18 protein-coding genes and 1 pseudogene are annotated in these 12,013 nt (G+C 64.0%); all 19 read left to right on the top strand.

What is annotated here, in order from left to right; all coding sequences use genetic code 11:
- Positions 1–33 precede the first annotated feature (33 nt).
- The gene (locus ACO2RJ_RS05035) at positions 34–513 is read left to right on the top strand and encodes a DUF6878 family protein (protein ID WP_423266885.1); all 480 of its coding nucleotides are present in this window, start codon (positions 34–36) and stop codon (positions 511–513) included.
- A gap of 10 nt (positions 514–523) precedes the next feature.
- Positions 524–937, top strand: coding sequence for a DUF6915 family protein (locus ACO2RJ_RS05030; RefSeq protein WP_423266884.1), 414 nt, complete (start codon positions 524–526; stop codon positions 935–937).
- A gap of 64 nt (positions 938–1,001) precedes the next feature.
- The gene (locus ACO2RJ_RS05025) at positions 1,002–1,418 is read left to right on the top strand and encodes a hypothetical protein (RefSeq protein ID WP_423266883.1); all 417 of its coding nucleotides are present in this window, start codon (positions 1,002–1,004) and stop codon (positions 1,416–1,418) included.
- Positions 1,411–2,055, top strand: coding sequence for an antitoxin of toxin-antitoxin stability system (locus ACO2RJ_RS05020; protein ID WP_423268910.1), 645 nt, complete (start codon positions 1,411–1,413; stop codon positions 2,053–2,055). The genes ACO2RJ_RS05025 and ACO2RJ_RS05020 overlap by 8 nt, the downstream gene beginning before the upstream one ends.
- 163 nt (positions 2,056–2,218) lie before the next feature.
- Positions 2,219–3,769 (top strand): annotated as a pseudogene (locus ACO2RJ_RS05015) (strawberry notch-like NTP hydrolase domain-containing protein); the annotation flags it as partial.
- Positions 3,770–4,214: 445 nt separating this feature from the next.
- A complete protein-coding gene (locus ACO2RJ_RS05010; protein WP_423266882.1) occupies positions 4,215–4,379 on the top strand; it encodes a hypothetical protein in 165 nt (54 codons plus the stop codon).
- Between the two features lie 173 nt (positions 4,380–4,552).
- Entirely contained in the window at positions 4,553–4,807 is a 255-nt protein-coding gene (locus ACO2RJ_RS05005; protein WP_423266881.1) for a hypothetical protein, read from the top strand.
- Positions 4,808–4,921: 114 nt separating this feature from the next.
- Positions 4,922–5,176, top strand: coding sequence for a DNA -binding domain-containing protein (locus ACO2RJ_RS05000; RefSeq protein WP_423266880.1), 255 nt, complete (start codon positions 4,922–4,924; stop codon positions 5,174–5,176).
- A 112-nt stretch (positions 5,177–5,288) separates the two neighbouring features.
- A complete protein-coding gene (locus tag ACO2RJ_RS04995) occupies positions 5,289–5,705 on the top strand; it encodes a transcriptional regulator domain-containing protein (RefSeq protein ID WP_423266879.1) in 417 nt (138 codons plus the stop codon).
- The gene (locus tag ACO2RJ_RS04990; RefSeq protein ID WP_423266878.1) at positions 5,647–6,099 is read left to right on the top strand and encodes a DUF2285 domain-containing protein; all 453 of its coding nucleotides are present in this window, start codon (positions 5,647–5,649) and stop codon (positions 6,097–6,099) included. The genes ACO2RJ_RS04995 and ACO2RJ_RS04990 overlap by 59 nt, the downstream gene beginning before the upstream one ends.
- Positions 6,100–6,388: 289 nt before the next feature.
- Complete coding sequence (locus ACO2RJ_RS04985; RefSeq protein ID WP_423266877.1) at positions 6,389–6,670, top strand: helix-turn-helix transcriptional regulator; 282 nt, start codon at positions 6,389–6,391, stop codon at positions 6,668–6,670.
- A gap of 18 nt (positions 6,671–6,688) precedes the next feature.
- A complete protein-coding gene (locus tag ACO2RJ_RS04980; RefSeq protein ID WP_423266876.1) occupies positions 6,689–7,576 on the top strand; it encodes a replication initiator protein A in 888 nt (295 codons plus the stop codon).
- Positions 7,577–7,886: 310 nt separating this feature from the next.
- Positions 7,887–8,540 carry a ParA family partition ATPase gene (gene parA, locus ACO2RJ_RS04975; protein WP_019198969.1) on the top strand — a complete coding sequence of 218 codons (654 nt, stop codon included), beginning with the start codon at positions 7,887–7,889 and terminating at the stop codon, positions 8,538–8,540.
- Positions 8,537–9,280 carry a DNA-methyltransferase gene (locus ACO2RJ_RS04970; protein WP_019198968.1) on the top strand — a complete coding sequence of 248 codons (744 nt, stop codon included), beginning with the start codon at positions 8,537–8,539 and terminating at the stop codon, positions 9,278–9,280. Before parA ends, ACO2RJ_RS04970 begins: the two co-directional genes overlap by 4 nt.
- Positions 9,277–9,531 carry a hypothetical protein gene (locus ACO2RJ_RS04965; protein WP_019198967.1) on the top strand — a complete coding sequence of 85 codons (255 nt, stop codon included), beginning with the start codon at positions 9,277–9,279 and terminating at the stop codon, positions 9,529–9,531. The genes ACO2RJ_RS04970 and ACO2RJ_RS04965 overlap by 4 nt, the downstream gene beginning before the upstream one ends.
- Positions 9,528–10,046, top strand: coding sequence for a DUF2840 domain-containing protein (locus ACO2RJ_RS04960; RefSeq protein ID WP_019198966.1), 519 nt, complete (start codon positions 9,528–9,530; stop codon positions 10,044–10,046). Before ACO2RJ_RS04965 ends, ACO2RJ_RS04960 begins: the two co-directional genes overlap by 4 nt.
- Positions 10,043–10,588 (top strand): S26 family signal peptidase, encoded by a 546-nt coding sequence (locus tag ACO2RJ_RS04955; RefSeq protein ID WP_019198965.1) that lies wholly within the window; start codon positions 10,043–10,045, stop codon positions 10,586–10,588. The genes ACO2RJ_RS04960 and ACO2RJ_RS04955 overlap by 4 nt, the downstream gene beginning before the upstream one ends.
- Before the next feature lie 67 nt (positions 10,589–10,655).
- Positions 10,656–11,003, top strand: a complete 348-nt coding sequence (locus ACO2RJ_RS04950) for a DUF736 domain-containing protein (protein WP_019198964.1) — start codon at positions 10,656–10,658, stop codon at positions 11,001–11,003.
- A 69-nt stretch (positions 11,004–11,072) separates the two neighbouring features.
- On the top strand, positions 11,073–11,768 hold the full coding sequence (locus tag ACO2RJ_RS04945) for a lytic transglycosylase domain-containing protein (RefSeq protein ID WP_019198963.1): 696 nt from the start codon (positions 11,073–11,075) through the stop codon (positions 11,766–11,768).
- The last annotated feature ends 245 nt before the right edge of the window (positions 11,769–12,013 follow it).

The following is a 12,013-nucleotide window of genomic DNA, read 5'->3' as shown; positions in this document are numbered from 1 at the left end:
TCGCGCCGGGCGCTTTCGTTTCAGGAGATCACAATGTCCGAGACTTCCGATACCAACACCGTTCCGGCCCCAGCACTTTCGGAATGGGAAACGCTATCCGCCTTGCGAACCCAGCTTGAGACAGAGCTTTTCCAGACCAACAAGGCGACGTTGTTTAGCGCCTTGGAACGCGCCGGCGTCACCAGGATCGTCGTCACCTTCGACGGCTATGGCGACTCCGGCCAGATCGAGAATGTCGAGGCCAAAGCCGGCGCCGATGACATGGCCATGCCCAACGCCATGATCGAGTTTGCAACAACGGTGTGGGGTCAGCCCGAGCCAGAGCGATCTTCCGTCACCGTCACCACTGCCGTCGAAGGCCTGGCCTATGACGCTCTCGAACGAACGCATGGAGGCTGGGAGAACAACGACGGCGCCTATGGCGACATCATTTTCGACGTCGCGGATTACGCGATCACGCTCGATTACAACGAGCGTTACACCGCATCCGAAAACTACACGCACAGCTTTTGAGGAGGTCGCGATGGGACATTGTTATCACCACGCGCTGTCCTCGGCGCGCAAATGGGGCGGCACGGCGGAGGATTATCTGCCACTGCACCAATGGTTCGATGAGTCGAAGGAGATCACGGCTGACTTCCGGCATCGCGCGCTGCGCCACCATGCGCAGGGCATATTCGAGCTGGAGCGGACCTTCGGGGCGACCATCACCATCTCGACCGGCCGCGTCGTGCCGGTCCGGGTGATCGGCGAGCAGCATGTGCTGGAAGATCTCGGCTTCATTCCGAGCTTTGCCGATTGGGTGCGCTGCATCCGGCCGCAGCCCTGGATGGGGCGGGCACAGCCTATTCACAAACTGGTCGATCCCTTCGCGACGCCGCCGGAGCCCGACCCACACCCTCCATCGCAAGCCGACCTCGATCCGGCGGCCGCCTGATCACCGCCATTCGCCCAAATCAGCCCGGCCATCGCGCCGGGCGTTTTCGTTTCAGGAGCCTGTCATGGCCGACTATTTTACACATTTCTCATGCCTGCTTGACGTGGGGACGCCCGAGAATGCCGCTCGCGCGCTCGACCTTTACAACAAGCTGTCTGAAGATGGCGCATCGGAGGAGCCGCCTTCGGGAAGCTTCCTTCTGTCGATCCAGCCCGAACATGGCGGCACCCAACTCTGGATGCATGACGACGTCACAGGCGATCCCGAACGGCTGATTCAGTTCGTGAAGATCTGCGCCGCCGAATTCGGACTGACGGGCCGGTGGGGTTTCCAATACGCCAACACCTGCTCACGCCCTCGGCTCGATGGCTTTGGCGGCGGCGCGCACGTCCTCGATCTCGCCACAGGCGATACGGTGGACTGGACCTACACCGACGGGTGGCTCGCTCAGGTTCTCGATGGAGGCGATCCCGATAAGTGAGGTGATCGAAACCATTGTTTATCGCTTCGATGAATTGTCGGATAGCGCGAAGGAGACGGCCCGTTCATGGTATCGCGAAGGCGATCTCATCGACGATTGGCATGAGTTCATCTACGAAGACTTCGAGCGTGTATGCGATATTCTCGGCCTTCGCCTGAAAACTCGCACCGTTCGCCTCTATGGCGGCGGTGTCCGGCAACGACCCTGCACCTGGTTCAGCGGTTTCTGGAGCCAAGGCGACGGAGCGTGTTTTGAAACCTACTATTCCTATCGGAAAGAGGCTCCGCGCAGGATCAGGAAATATGCGCCGCGAGAGACAATGCTTCATCAGATCGCTGATGCGCTTCAGGCGATCCAGCGCCGGAATTTCTACCAGCTCCACGCCGAAGCCAGCCATCGTGGTCGCTACTATCACGAATACTGCATGTCGATTTCGGTAGAGCGCGACAGTCCTATGTATCAGGGCATGACCGCCGATGCCGAGGACGTTGTGGCCGAAGTGTTGCGTGATATCGCCCGCTGGCTCTACCGCCAACTTGAATCGGAATATGAGTTCCTGATGTCGGATGCGGTCGTGGATTCGGCGATCACCACCAACGAATACACCTTCACCGAAACCGGACAACGTTTCGGCTGATTCCTCAAAAGCGCCCCGCCATCTGGCCGGGGCGCTTTTTTCATGTGGCCACGGCCAGCCCGAGTGAGAGACAGAGGGAAGCCGGGACGGGTTTGAGCCGGTGCGGTCGAGAGAGAGCGCTGCGCGGGCTCGATCCTGTCCTGCTCTCCTCAAGGCTTTTCCCATGAACATGATGTCCGTATCGGCAGCGCCTGCCGCCGGAACCCTTCCGCTTGCCTCCGATCAGGAGTCGGCTGCAACGATCTTCGCTGCGGCGGGCCTGCTATTGCCTCGTCTCGAACGCGGCGAGCGTGTTGACGCCGCGACCTTGCGCGCGGCGATGGAAACCGCTTTCGGAGCCTCCGACGCGAGCGGCGCCTGGGACTGGAAGGCGGCCTATGACGCCTGTGAGGCGGCGACAGTCCTGTTCCTGCGCAAATACGGAAAGGCGCTTTTCCGCAAAGCCGGCTCTCCGGCTGCACGGCTTGTCCCGCTGACGAAGATCGCCGGGCTCCTGCCTACGCATACGCGGCGCTCGTCCGAAAGCCAGACCTTCCAGCAATTCTCGACGCCGATCCCGCTCGGCCTAGCCGCGGCTCACGCCGCCGCCATCACGCCGGCTGACCGGGTGCTGGAGCCTTCGGCGGGCACCGGACTTCTCACCATCCTCGCCGAGATCGCTGGCGGCAGGCTCGTTCTCAACGAACTGGCCGAGATGCGCGCGGCGTTGCTCTCCTCCCTCTTTCCGGCTCTTCCCGTCACCCGCTTCGACGCGGCGCAGATCGACGATCATCTCGATCGCGCGATTGTACCGAGCGTCGTGCTGATGAATCCGCCGTTCTCGGTCATGGCGAATGTCGAGGGCCGAGTTGCGGACGCCGCGTTCCGCCATGTCGCCTCGGCGCTGGCGCGTCTGGCGCCCGGCGGCCGTCTCGTCGCGATCACCGGCGCGAGCTTCGCGCCCGACAATCCGGCCTGGACCTCCGCCTTCGCCCGTTTGCAGGAGCGCGGCCGCGTCGTGTTCTCCGCCGCGATCGACGGCGCGGTCTATGCCAAGCATGGCACGACCATCGATACGCGTTTGACCATCATCGACAAACGGCCAGCCGACGATCCTGCCGCGTTCCCCGCTGCGCCCGGCATGGCGCCTGATGTCGGCACGCTCATGGTGTGGCTCGACGGGCAACTGCCCGCGCGGCTTCCCGTTGACCCGTCCGTCGCCGTTCCCGTGGCCGCCACGGCTGCGCCCCGCAGCGTGCGCGGCTATCTCAATCGCACGGACAGCACCGTTGCGGCTGCGCCGATGGCCGAACCGGAGGGTTTGCCGCTCGCCTATGAGACGCTTGACTGGCAGGCCGGCGAAGCGGGCCGCCTGTCCGACGCCATCTATGAGGAATACGGATTGCAGGCGATCCGTATTTCCGGATCTCAGGCGCATCCGACCAAGCTCGTGCAATCGGCTGCGATGGCGAGCGTCGCACCGCCGAAGCCGGCCTATCGGCCGCGCCTCCCGGCCAACGTCCACGAGCTGCTGTCCGACGCGCAATTGGAGACTGTGATCTACGCCGGTGAGGCGCACGCCGATTATCTCGCCGGATCGTGGACGGTGGACGCGACCTTCGATGTCGCCAGCGCCGCGCGCGAGGATGAGGCGAACGCCGTGCGCTTCCGGCGCGGCTTCATGATCGGCGACGGCACCGGCGTCGGCAAAGGCCGCCAGTCAGCGGCCATCATCCAAAAACGCTGATGTATTCTGAACGAGAGCGTTTTTCTCGTAAAGACAATTATAGCCGCCGGGAACGCGCTTCCCTTTCTGGCCGTGGATGCCGAAGTCCCACCGGCTCAGGCGAAAAAACCGCACCTGACTCCATTCCCACCATTTCGGCTGCGGACATGCAGCGGCGCTCCATCTCGACCGTATCGCAACCATCAGGGTGGCGGCAGGGCTATGGCAGTGAGCAACGCGAGGATTTCCGCTCCGGTCAGCGGGCACCATCCCCGCTCTTTAAGGCTGACCCTGGTTTCAATCCCGGCCTCGTGGGGTCAACCCTTATGGGGTCCGCTACGCGAAGCGTGCGGTCAGGTCGGCTTCGCCTCTCTGATGACCCCGGCCGCGACCGAAACACCTCGGGCGCCTGTCGAGCGGGGATGGTCCCCGCCTCCAGACAGGAGCCACGAAAATGTCCCTCGCAGATGCCTACGCCTTCGCCTTCAGCCTCGCCGCAACCCTGATGGTTACGATCATCATCTTCCGCGCCGGCGACGGCACCATGAGCGTCATGCCCGCCGCGGAATATGATGGAGAGGCCGACACGATCGTTGGCGAGATCGATCCGTTCGCCTGAGCCGGATGGGGCTTCGGCCCCGCCTTCGGCAAAACGGCGCGACCGAATCAGTTGCTCGCCGTTGCTGTCCCATAGTGCCGCCAAGAGACTTTTCGGGTGGGCAATTCGCCAAGAACGACTATAATAGTCGTAGTTCTGGCAAGTGCGTTCGCGTCGGTGGGAGGTGATCATGCATGATCACCTCCCGACAATCACGGGCCGCGCGCGCGTTGCTGGGGTGGACGCAGGAGACGCTCGCTGACAGGGCCCGCACATCGCTGACCGCGCTCAAGCGCCTCGAATCCGAGAATGGATTCGAAGTCTATGAGTCGACGCGCGATCAGGTTCGACGTGCGCTTGAGGCAGCCGGCATCGTCCTGCTTTCCACCGACAAGGGCGAAGGGGTGCTACTGCTTCATGATCGGGATCATCGTCCAGCAAGATGCTAGCGACCCCGCAAGCACGTCGCTTGAGACCGTCCGTCGCCCTTCGCCACAGTAAAGCCGGGTAGGAGGGTTAACGAATCCTTTCCGAGCGAATATAGTCGCCCGATGGAATCCGCGATGCAGCCGTTTCTCGACGAGCCCCCGATCAGCCAAACTCTCACGGTCTATGACCGCGAGCATATGGTTCTCTATCTGCGCCTGCTTGATTCCTCGCGCGATGGCGCGGATTGGCGCGAAGCCGTCCAGATTCTCTTTGGCCTCGATCCCGCACGCGAACCGACGCGATGCCGCCAGATTCATGACACGCATCTCGCCCGTGCGCAGTGGATGACCGAGCATGGCTATCGCGAGTTGGTCCGCTCGGCGCAGTGATCGCCGCGATGCCGCTTTGGCATCACCCTTTGCCGGCGCGCCGACTTCCGCTGAACAACCCAGCCGGGAATCCTGACTCTCCCACAAGTTCAAGAACCAAGGGAGGATCGCGATGACACCAGATCCGTCCGGCTGGCGCTCCTCGGGACGCTATGCGTATGTCGCGGACATGGCCGCCTCCGACGTCGCGTGGGAATGGCTGCGTCGGAACGAATCCTACGACAAGGATTTTCGAGCACTGGCCGACAACAAAGACAACCTGCGCACGCTGACCGAAAAGATCGGAGAGCAGTGGGGCTTGCGATTTCCCGGTGGATCCGATGCAGGCCCCTCCCGAGGCGCAGGTGTTCTGGCTCCCGCAGGCCGACACCAGCACAATTATGCTGGCGGCGGCTCCCCCGATCTTCTCTCTGGATCGCGATGCACGAGCCGCATTCGATATCGCTCGATCGGTCGAACAGGGTGGCGAAATGCTTCTGCTCTACGAGGTGAGCAAGAATCAGCACCTCCAGCTCATCCTGTCAGCTGACTATTCGTCTGCGACTCCTTTGGTCGCCATGGTCCCGATCGGTCTGGAAGGATTTGATCGGATAGAGTCCATTTACCGCCTTCTTGCGTCGCTCTACGGCCGCGCGGTGCCGCCGGACACACGCCTCACGCGGCAGAAACGCAGACGGATGCGTCACATGCTGCAAGCGTTTGATGGTTTCCGGGATGGCGCTACCCAACAGGAGATCGCCCGGATCATCTTCCGTCTTCCGCGGATGAAGCGGGACGACTGGCAGATATCCTCGGCCCGCCACGCCGTCATGGCCTTGCTGCGCGATGCCCATGCGATGGTCGCTGGAGGTTATCGAACGTTGCTGCGCCACCGGCGGTCCCAGGGTTCGCGAACCAGGCGAACCGAAAACGACGAACAATGAACGCAGAACATCGCCGTTACATGATCGCAGGACACCTGCGGATGCGTTGCCCGCCTCTCGCGAACCGCTGACGTACAATGCCGATAGCATAGCGCTTCTCACAAAATTCCTTCCATCCGCCGCGAACACATCTTTGCTGTCGGCCCGCCCCAGGGGCTCGGCGGACGTGGTGTGGGATTTCAGGTCCCCTCAAAATCCCACTCCATCTGACCTGTTTCGCTTCGCCATCGTGGTCTTCGCCCGCCGCTGATTTCCAGCGGCTCACGCAAACACCACGAAAGGCCGATCCATGCGACCTGAACTCGCCGTTCTCCCGCCGCGCTTTCTGCGCACCAAGGAAGCCGCCGAATTCCTCGGCCTGTCTGCCCGGACCCTGGAAAAGCACCGGACCTACGGAACCGGCCCGGCTTATCGAAAGCTCGGCGGCCGCGTCGTCTATGCCATCGACGATCTCGAAGCCTGGGCCGATCGCGGCGCCGTCACCTCGACCTCCGATCCGCGCGGTTCGGTTCTTCCCGCCAAGCGCCAGTCGCCGACGTCGCCAGCGCGCGCAGGACGACACGCACGCTGACGGCGCACGATTTCCAGAATGGCGGCGCGGCAACAGTCCCCTTCGGAGCGCGGACAGCTCGATCTGTTCCGGGCGCTCCCCGGCGACTTCGCGCCGCGAGACGCGCAGGATCTCATGGCTTATCCGTTCTTCTCCCTCGCCAAATCGAAACGCATCGCGCCCATCGATTTCAAAGCCGGCGATGTGACCATCCGTGTCGAGGCCGTGCCCGATCACGGCATGGCGACCATCTGGGATGCCGACATCCTGATCTGGGCCGCGAGCCAGATCGTCGAGGCGCGCGACGCAGGCCTGCGCACCTCCCGGCTCATGGCGACGACACCTTATGAGATTTTGACCTTCGTCGGCCGTGGCGTATCGCTGCGCGATTACCAGCGCCTGAAGGCCGCGCTCGACCGGCTCCAATCCACTACCGTCGCAACCTCGATCCGCCAACCGGCGGAAGGCCGTCGGCATCGCTTCTCGTGGATCAACGAATGGCAGGAGCGAACCGATCGCGACGGTCGCCCTGTCGGCGTCGAGCTGATCCTGCCGGACTGGTTCTATCGCGCCGTTCTCGATGACGCGCTCGTTCTGACCATCGACCGCGCCTATTTCGATCTGACCGGCGGGCTCGAACGCTGGCTCTACCGCGTCGTGCGCAAACATGGCGGCCGCCAGTCCTTCGGCTGGAGCTTCGACTTCGCTCACTTGCACCAGAAATCCGGCAGCCTCTCGCCGCTGAAGCATTTCGCCTACGACCTGCGCGACATCATCCGCCGCCAGCCCCTGCCTGGCTACCGGCTCGCCATCACGCAGCAGGTCGGCGGTCCCGAACTCCTCACCTTCGTCGCAACCGATCCGACTTTTTTCACCCCGCCGCGCCCGCGACGGAAACCGTCAACGCGCTTTGGGGACAAGCTGTGAATTCACTCGTGCTATCGGGGACCGCCCCTATCGTGCCATCGGGGACCCGATCCTCGTGCTATCGGGGACCGGAAACGACGATTCATCGCCGAGATTCAAAGGCTTGCGACGGCCGTAACTTCTCTAACCTAGATTCCTTCGGAATCTTTCTAACGCCCCCGCACTGTTGCACGCCTGCGGATAACCTCCGCAACGATGGCGCAAAGGCTGGAAACGGCTGGCAATCCGCCGTTGTTTTGCTCCTCAAATCGGAGACCGGGTTTCCTTTAATCGTGAACTGGCCTGGCAAGTTCACGAACGGAGGCGCGTCATGATCGTAGCGCTCCTCAATCAAAAGGGTGGTGTCGGCAAGACGACACTCGCGCTGCATCTCGCCGGCGAATGGGCCGGGAAGGGGAAGCGGGTCACGCTGATCGACGCGGACCCGCAGGGCTCGGCTCTCGACTGGTCGCAACAACGCGCCCGTGAACGCTCGCCGCGCCTGTTCGGTATTGTTGGCCTTGCGCGCGATACCCTGCATCGTGAGGCGCCCGAGTTGGCGCGCGACGTCGATCATGTCGTGATCGACGGTCCGCCGCGTGTCGCCGGCCTCATGCGCTCGGCGCTGCTCGCAGCCGACCTGGTGCTGATCCCGGTGCAGCCGTCTCCACTCGACGGTTGGGCCTCGGCGGAGATGCTCGCGCTTCTGAACGAAGCTCGCATCTATCGCCCCGGCCTTGCCGCGCGGTTTGTCCTCAACCGTTGCGGCGCGCGCACTGTCATCGCTCGCGAGACGGCCGAGACGCTGGCCGATCACGATCCGCCGGTACTGCGCACGGCGATCGGGCAGCGCGTCATCTACGCCGACGCCGCGCAGTCGGGCCGGCTCTCTTTCGAGATCGATGACGACGGTCCCGCCGCTCGCGAGATCGCTGCGCTCGCCAGCGAGATCGAGCAACTTCGCATCGGGAGGATCGCACCATGACGATCCTCACCGGCGATTGCCGCCACCTCATGCCGGCGCACGGCCCGTTCGATCTGATCCTCGCCGATCCCCCTTATGGCGACACGTCGCTCGCCTGGGACCGGCGGGTCGACGGCTGGATCACGCGCGCTCGCGATGCGCTGCGCCCGACCGGCTCGTTGTGGGTGTTCGGCTCGCTGCGATGCTTCATGGCGACCGCCGACCGCTTCGCCGACGCGAGGCTACGCGTCGCGCAGGAAATCGTCTGGGAGAAGCAGAACGGCTCCAGCTTTCACGCGGATCGCTTCAAGCGCGTGCATGAACTGGCCGTCCAGTTCTATCCAACCGAGACGCCGTGGCGCGACATCTACAATGATGTGCAGACGACGCCCGATGCGACGGCGCGCACCGCGCGACGGAAGCAACGTCCGCCGCATACCGGCCAGATCGATGCCGGCCACTATCTCAGCCATGACGGCGGCCCAAGGCTCATGCGCTCCGTCATCTACGTGCGCAATTGTCATGGTCGCGCGATCCATCCGACCGAGAAGCCGTCAGCGCTGCTCGAAATTCTGATCCGCACGAGCTGCCCCGAAGGCGGCCTGGTCGGCGATTGGTTCGCCGGTTCCGGCGCGGCCGGTGAAGCCTGCCGGCTCAGCGGCCGTCGTTATCTCGGCTGCGAGATCGATGCCGTCATGGCTGAGCGCGCCCGCGCGCGCATCGCAGCCCTGCTGCCGTTCCATGGTGGAGGCGCGGCATGACGGAGCGCGCCGACAAACGCCGGTTTGTGTCCCGGCCGGGCAATCCCGAAAAATGGATCAGAGCGACTGAGCCGCAACCGCCCGGCATGGCTGCCGACAATGCGTTCACCGCCCGCTTGACCATCGACATCACGCCTGAACTGCGCGGTCGCATCAAGGTCGCGGCCTTTCGACGCGGGATCACCGTCGCCGAGGCGTTGCGCGAGCTGCTCGCGCGCGAATTTCCACCCATCGCGGGAGATCAGCCATGACGGGCAGAGCGGCCCATCGCGCGCGCAGCCGTCCGCGGCCGGACGGGCCTGCGCCGTTCACGACATTGGTCGAACTGACCTTCCAGAAACAGAAGGTCGAGCACTGGATCAGGTTCGGCCGCAAGAATTACGAACAGATCCTCGATCGCCGCCGCAGCATCGTCGGGTTCGCGCCGAACAGCATCTTCGCCTTCGTCCGCTGGGCGGCGGGCGAGTACGGCACGATCATCTCGCGCATCGACATCGTGCGCGCGGTGTGCCGCGGCGAGCCGTTCCAGACGCTGCCCTTCGTGCGTCCTGGCGGCGACATCCTGCTCAAGATCGAGAGCTGGCCGAAGGTCGAACGCGTGCTGCAGGCGATCGACGCGATCGAGCGTCTCGGCATCGATCCCGCAGCGGTCTCGCCCGACCACTGGCGGCATATTCACAACCGAATGACCGCCGGCCAGGAACCTCGCGCCTACACGTCAGACCAACATCACGTCTACCTGCTGCGCCGAAAGGTCGAGCCATGACGCGCTTTGGCTTGATATTCACGACGGCGCTCGCGGCCATGGGCGTCGGCTATCCCGGCCTCACGTCGATGCCGACCAAGCTGATCTGGAACGCCTCCGCCAGCGCGCCGATCGGCTTCTACTCGATCGACTTCGAGGGGCTGTTCGAAGTCACCGATCTGGTCGCCGTCGATGCACCGGAACCACTCGCTACCTTCCTCGCCGAGCGCGGCTACCTGCCGAAGGGCGTGCCGCTGCTGAAGCGTATCCTCGCCGTGTCCGGGCAGACGGTTTGCCGCTCGAACCTCGCCATCACCGTCGATGGCGTCAATGTCGGCGTGGCGCTCGATCGTGATCGCGCTGGCCGCGATCTTCCGGTCTGGCAGGGCTGCCGCCGCATCGCGACCGGCGAAGTCTTTCTCATGAACTGGCAGGTCAACGACAGTCTCGACGGCCGCTATTTCGGCCTGACCTCCACCGACCAGATCATCGGCCGCGCCATCCCGCTGTGGAGCGACGAGGGCGGCGACGGCCGTTTCGAATGGCGCGCACCGACGCGCTGACCGCCTTTCCTTCGGCGGGAGCGGTGCCCGTCGACGGATTTCCAACCTCACCGCCAAGGAGACCATCATGCCGCAAATCGGACAGTTCACGCGCGAGGAATCCCGTATCGTCGGGCGCATCGAAACATTCACGCTTTTCCACGACATCGTCATCGTTCCGGCCGATCCGTCGGATGCGGAGAATGCGCCGGACTACCGCGTCCATGACCACGATCCGGGCGTCCGAGACATCGGCCCGGAGATCGGCGCGGGCTGGAAACGCACCGGCGAGAAGGCCGGCGAATACATCGCGCTGGTGATCGACGATCCGGGTTTGGCGCAGCCGATCCGCGCCAACCTATTCCGTGACGACGATGCCGGCAGCACCTGGTCGCTGCACTGGTCGCGTCAACGCGATCGCGGCGAGAAGGAGTGAGTGATGCTTGGCTCTCGTTCGCCGACGAGCCATCTAAATGTGTCCGGGTTGCATCGCGCGGCCCGGCGCATGGCTCTTCTTCTCCTTTCCGGCCTTGCCGTCGTGTACGTCATGCCGGCGGTCACGATGGCGCAGAGCTTAGCCGTCGCATCGGCCTCGGCCGGCGATCCTTATGCCGCCCATATCACTGAGGCCGCGACGCGCTTCCGCTTGCCGGCCACTTGGATTCGCGCCGTCATGCGCACGGAAAGCGCTGGCGATCCGCGCGCCATTTCGCCGAAGGGCGCGATGGGTCTGATGCAGATCATGCCGGCGACATGGGCGGAGCTGCGCGCTCGCCATCGTCTCGGCGGCGATCCCTACAACGTGCGTGACAACATCATCGCGGGTAGCGGCTATATCCGCGAGCTGCTCGATCGCTATGGATCGCCGGGCTGGATCGCGGCCTATAACGCCGGTCCCGGCCGCTACGACGAAGCGTTGAACGGCCGCCCGCTACCGGCGGAAACCCGCGCCTATGTCGCCACTGTCGCGTCGGCCATCGGCTCCGGCGGGACAATGATGGCGGCTGCCGATCCGCTCGCCTGGATCCGCGCACCGCTGTTCATCGCGCAGCCGGATCGTAGATCAGCCGCCGATCCTGTGCCGCCCGGCCGTTCATCCGTCACCGCTCCGAATGCAGCCCCGGCGCGCGATCTCTCCGCCATCGTTCCACGATTGGGCGGCCTGTTCGTCGCGCGTTCGGGCGACAGGACCACGCCATGAGCCTGCTCGGCATCTGTCGCACGGTCTCGGGCTCCCGCGTGTCATGGCGTGCGAAGAGGGGGGAGACAGGGAACGACCGACTGAGAGGGCAAGGTAAAAGCCCATGCCCGGATCAACGCAAGCCATTGGCATGGCTTGTGTTTTCACGGGCATGGCGGTCGGTCGCGGGCATGCTGCCCGGATTTTACAAGCGTTTTCAACGCTTCCGTATGCACGGCGCGATTTGCGCGCCGATCGGAGCGCCG

This window comes from Hansschlegelia sp. KR7-227 (genome assembly GCF_049446035.1).
Taxonomy (GTDB): Bacteria; Pseudomonadota; Alphaproteobacteria; order Rhizobiales; family Methylopilaceae; genus Methylopila.
Note: the sequence above shows the minus strand (reverse complement) of the source record. Positions and strands in the feature narration are given on the sequence as shown.

Bases quoted from the DNA above. Each gene is read 5' to 3' on its own strand.
- ACO2RJ_RS05035 (WP_423266885.1), top strand. From the start codon at position 34: ATGTCCGAGACTTCCGATACCAACACCGTTCCGGCCCCAGCACTTTCG.
- ACO2RJ_RS05030 (WP_423266884.1), top strand. From the start codon at position 524: ATGGGACATTGTTATCACCACGCGCTGTCCTCGGCGCGCAAATGGGGC.
- ACO2RJ_RS05025 (WP_423266883.1), top strand. From the start codon at position 1,002: ATGGCCGACTATTTTACACATTTCTCATGCCTGCTTGACGTGGGGACG.
- ACO2RJ_RS05010 (WP_423266882.1), top strand. From the start codon at position 4,215: ATGTCCCTCGCAGATGCCTACGCCTTCGCCTTCAGCCTCGCCGCAACC.
- ACO2RJ_RS05005 (WP_423266881.1), top strand. From the start codon at position 4,553: ATGATCACCTCCCGACAATCACGGGCCGCGCGCGCGTTGCTGGGGTGG.
- ACO2RJ_RS05000 (WP_423266880.1), top strand. From the start codon at position 4,922: ATGCAGCCGTTTCTCGACGAGCCCCCGATCAGCCAAACTCTCACGGTC.
- ACO2RJ_RS04995 (WP_423266879.1), top strand. From the start codon at position 5,289: ATGACACCAGATCCGTCCGGCTGGCGCTCCTCGGGACGCTATGCGTAT.
- ACO2RJ_RS04990 (WP_423266878.1), top strand. From the start codon at position 5,647: ATGCTTCTGCTCTACGAGGTGAGCAAGAATCAGCACCTCCAGCTCATC.
- ACO2RJ_RS04985 (WP_423266877.1), top strand. From the start codon at position 6,389: ATGCGACCTGAACTCGCCGTTCTCCCGCCGCGCTTTCTGCGCACCAAG.
- ACO2RJ_RS04980 (WP_423266876.1), top strand. From the start codon at position 6,689: ATGGCGGCGCGGCAACAGTCCCCTTCGGAGCGCGGACAGCTCGATCTG.
- parA (WP_019198969.1), top strand. From the start codon at position 7,887: ATGATCGTAGCGCTCCTCAATCAAAAGGGTGGTGTCGGCAAGACGACA.
- ACO2RJ_RS04970 (WP_019198968.1), top strand. From the start codon at position 8,537: ATGACGATCCTCACCGGCGATTGCCGCCACCTCATGCCGGCGCACGGC.
- ACO2RJ_RS04965 (WP_019198967.1), top strand. From the start codon at position 9,277: ATGACGGAGCGCGCCGACAAACGCCGGTTTGTGTCCCGGCCGGGCAAT.
- ACO2RJ_RS04960 (WP_019198966.1), top strand. From the start codon at position 9,528: ATGACGGGCAGAGCGGCCCATCGCGCGCGCAGCCGTCCGCGGCCGGAC.
- ACO2RJ_RS04955 (WP_019198965.1), top strand. From the start codon at position 10,043: ATGACGCGCTTTGGCTTGATATTCACGACGGCGCTCGCGGCCATGGGC.
- ACO2RJ_RS04950 (WP_019198964.1), top strand. From the start codon at position 10,656: ATGCCGCAAATCGGACAGTTCACGCGCGAGGAATCCCGTATCGTCGGG.
- ACO2RJ_RS04945 (WP_019198963.1), top strand. From the start codon at position 11,073: ATGGCTCTTCTTCTCCTTTCCGGCCTTGCCGTCGTGTACGTCATGCCG.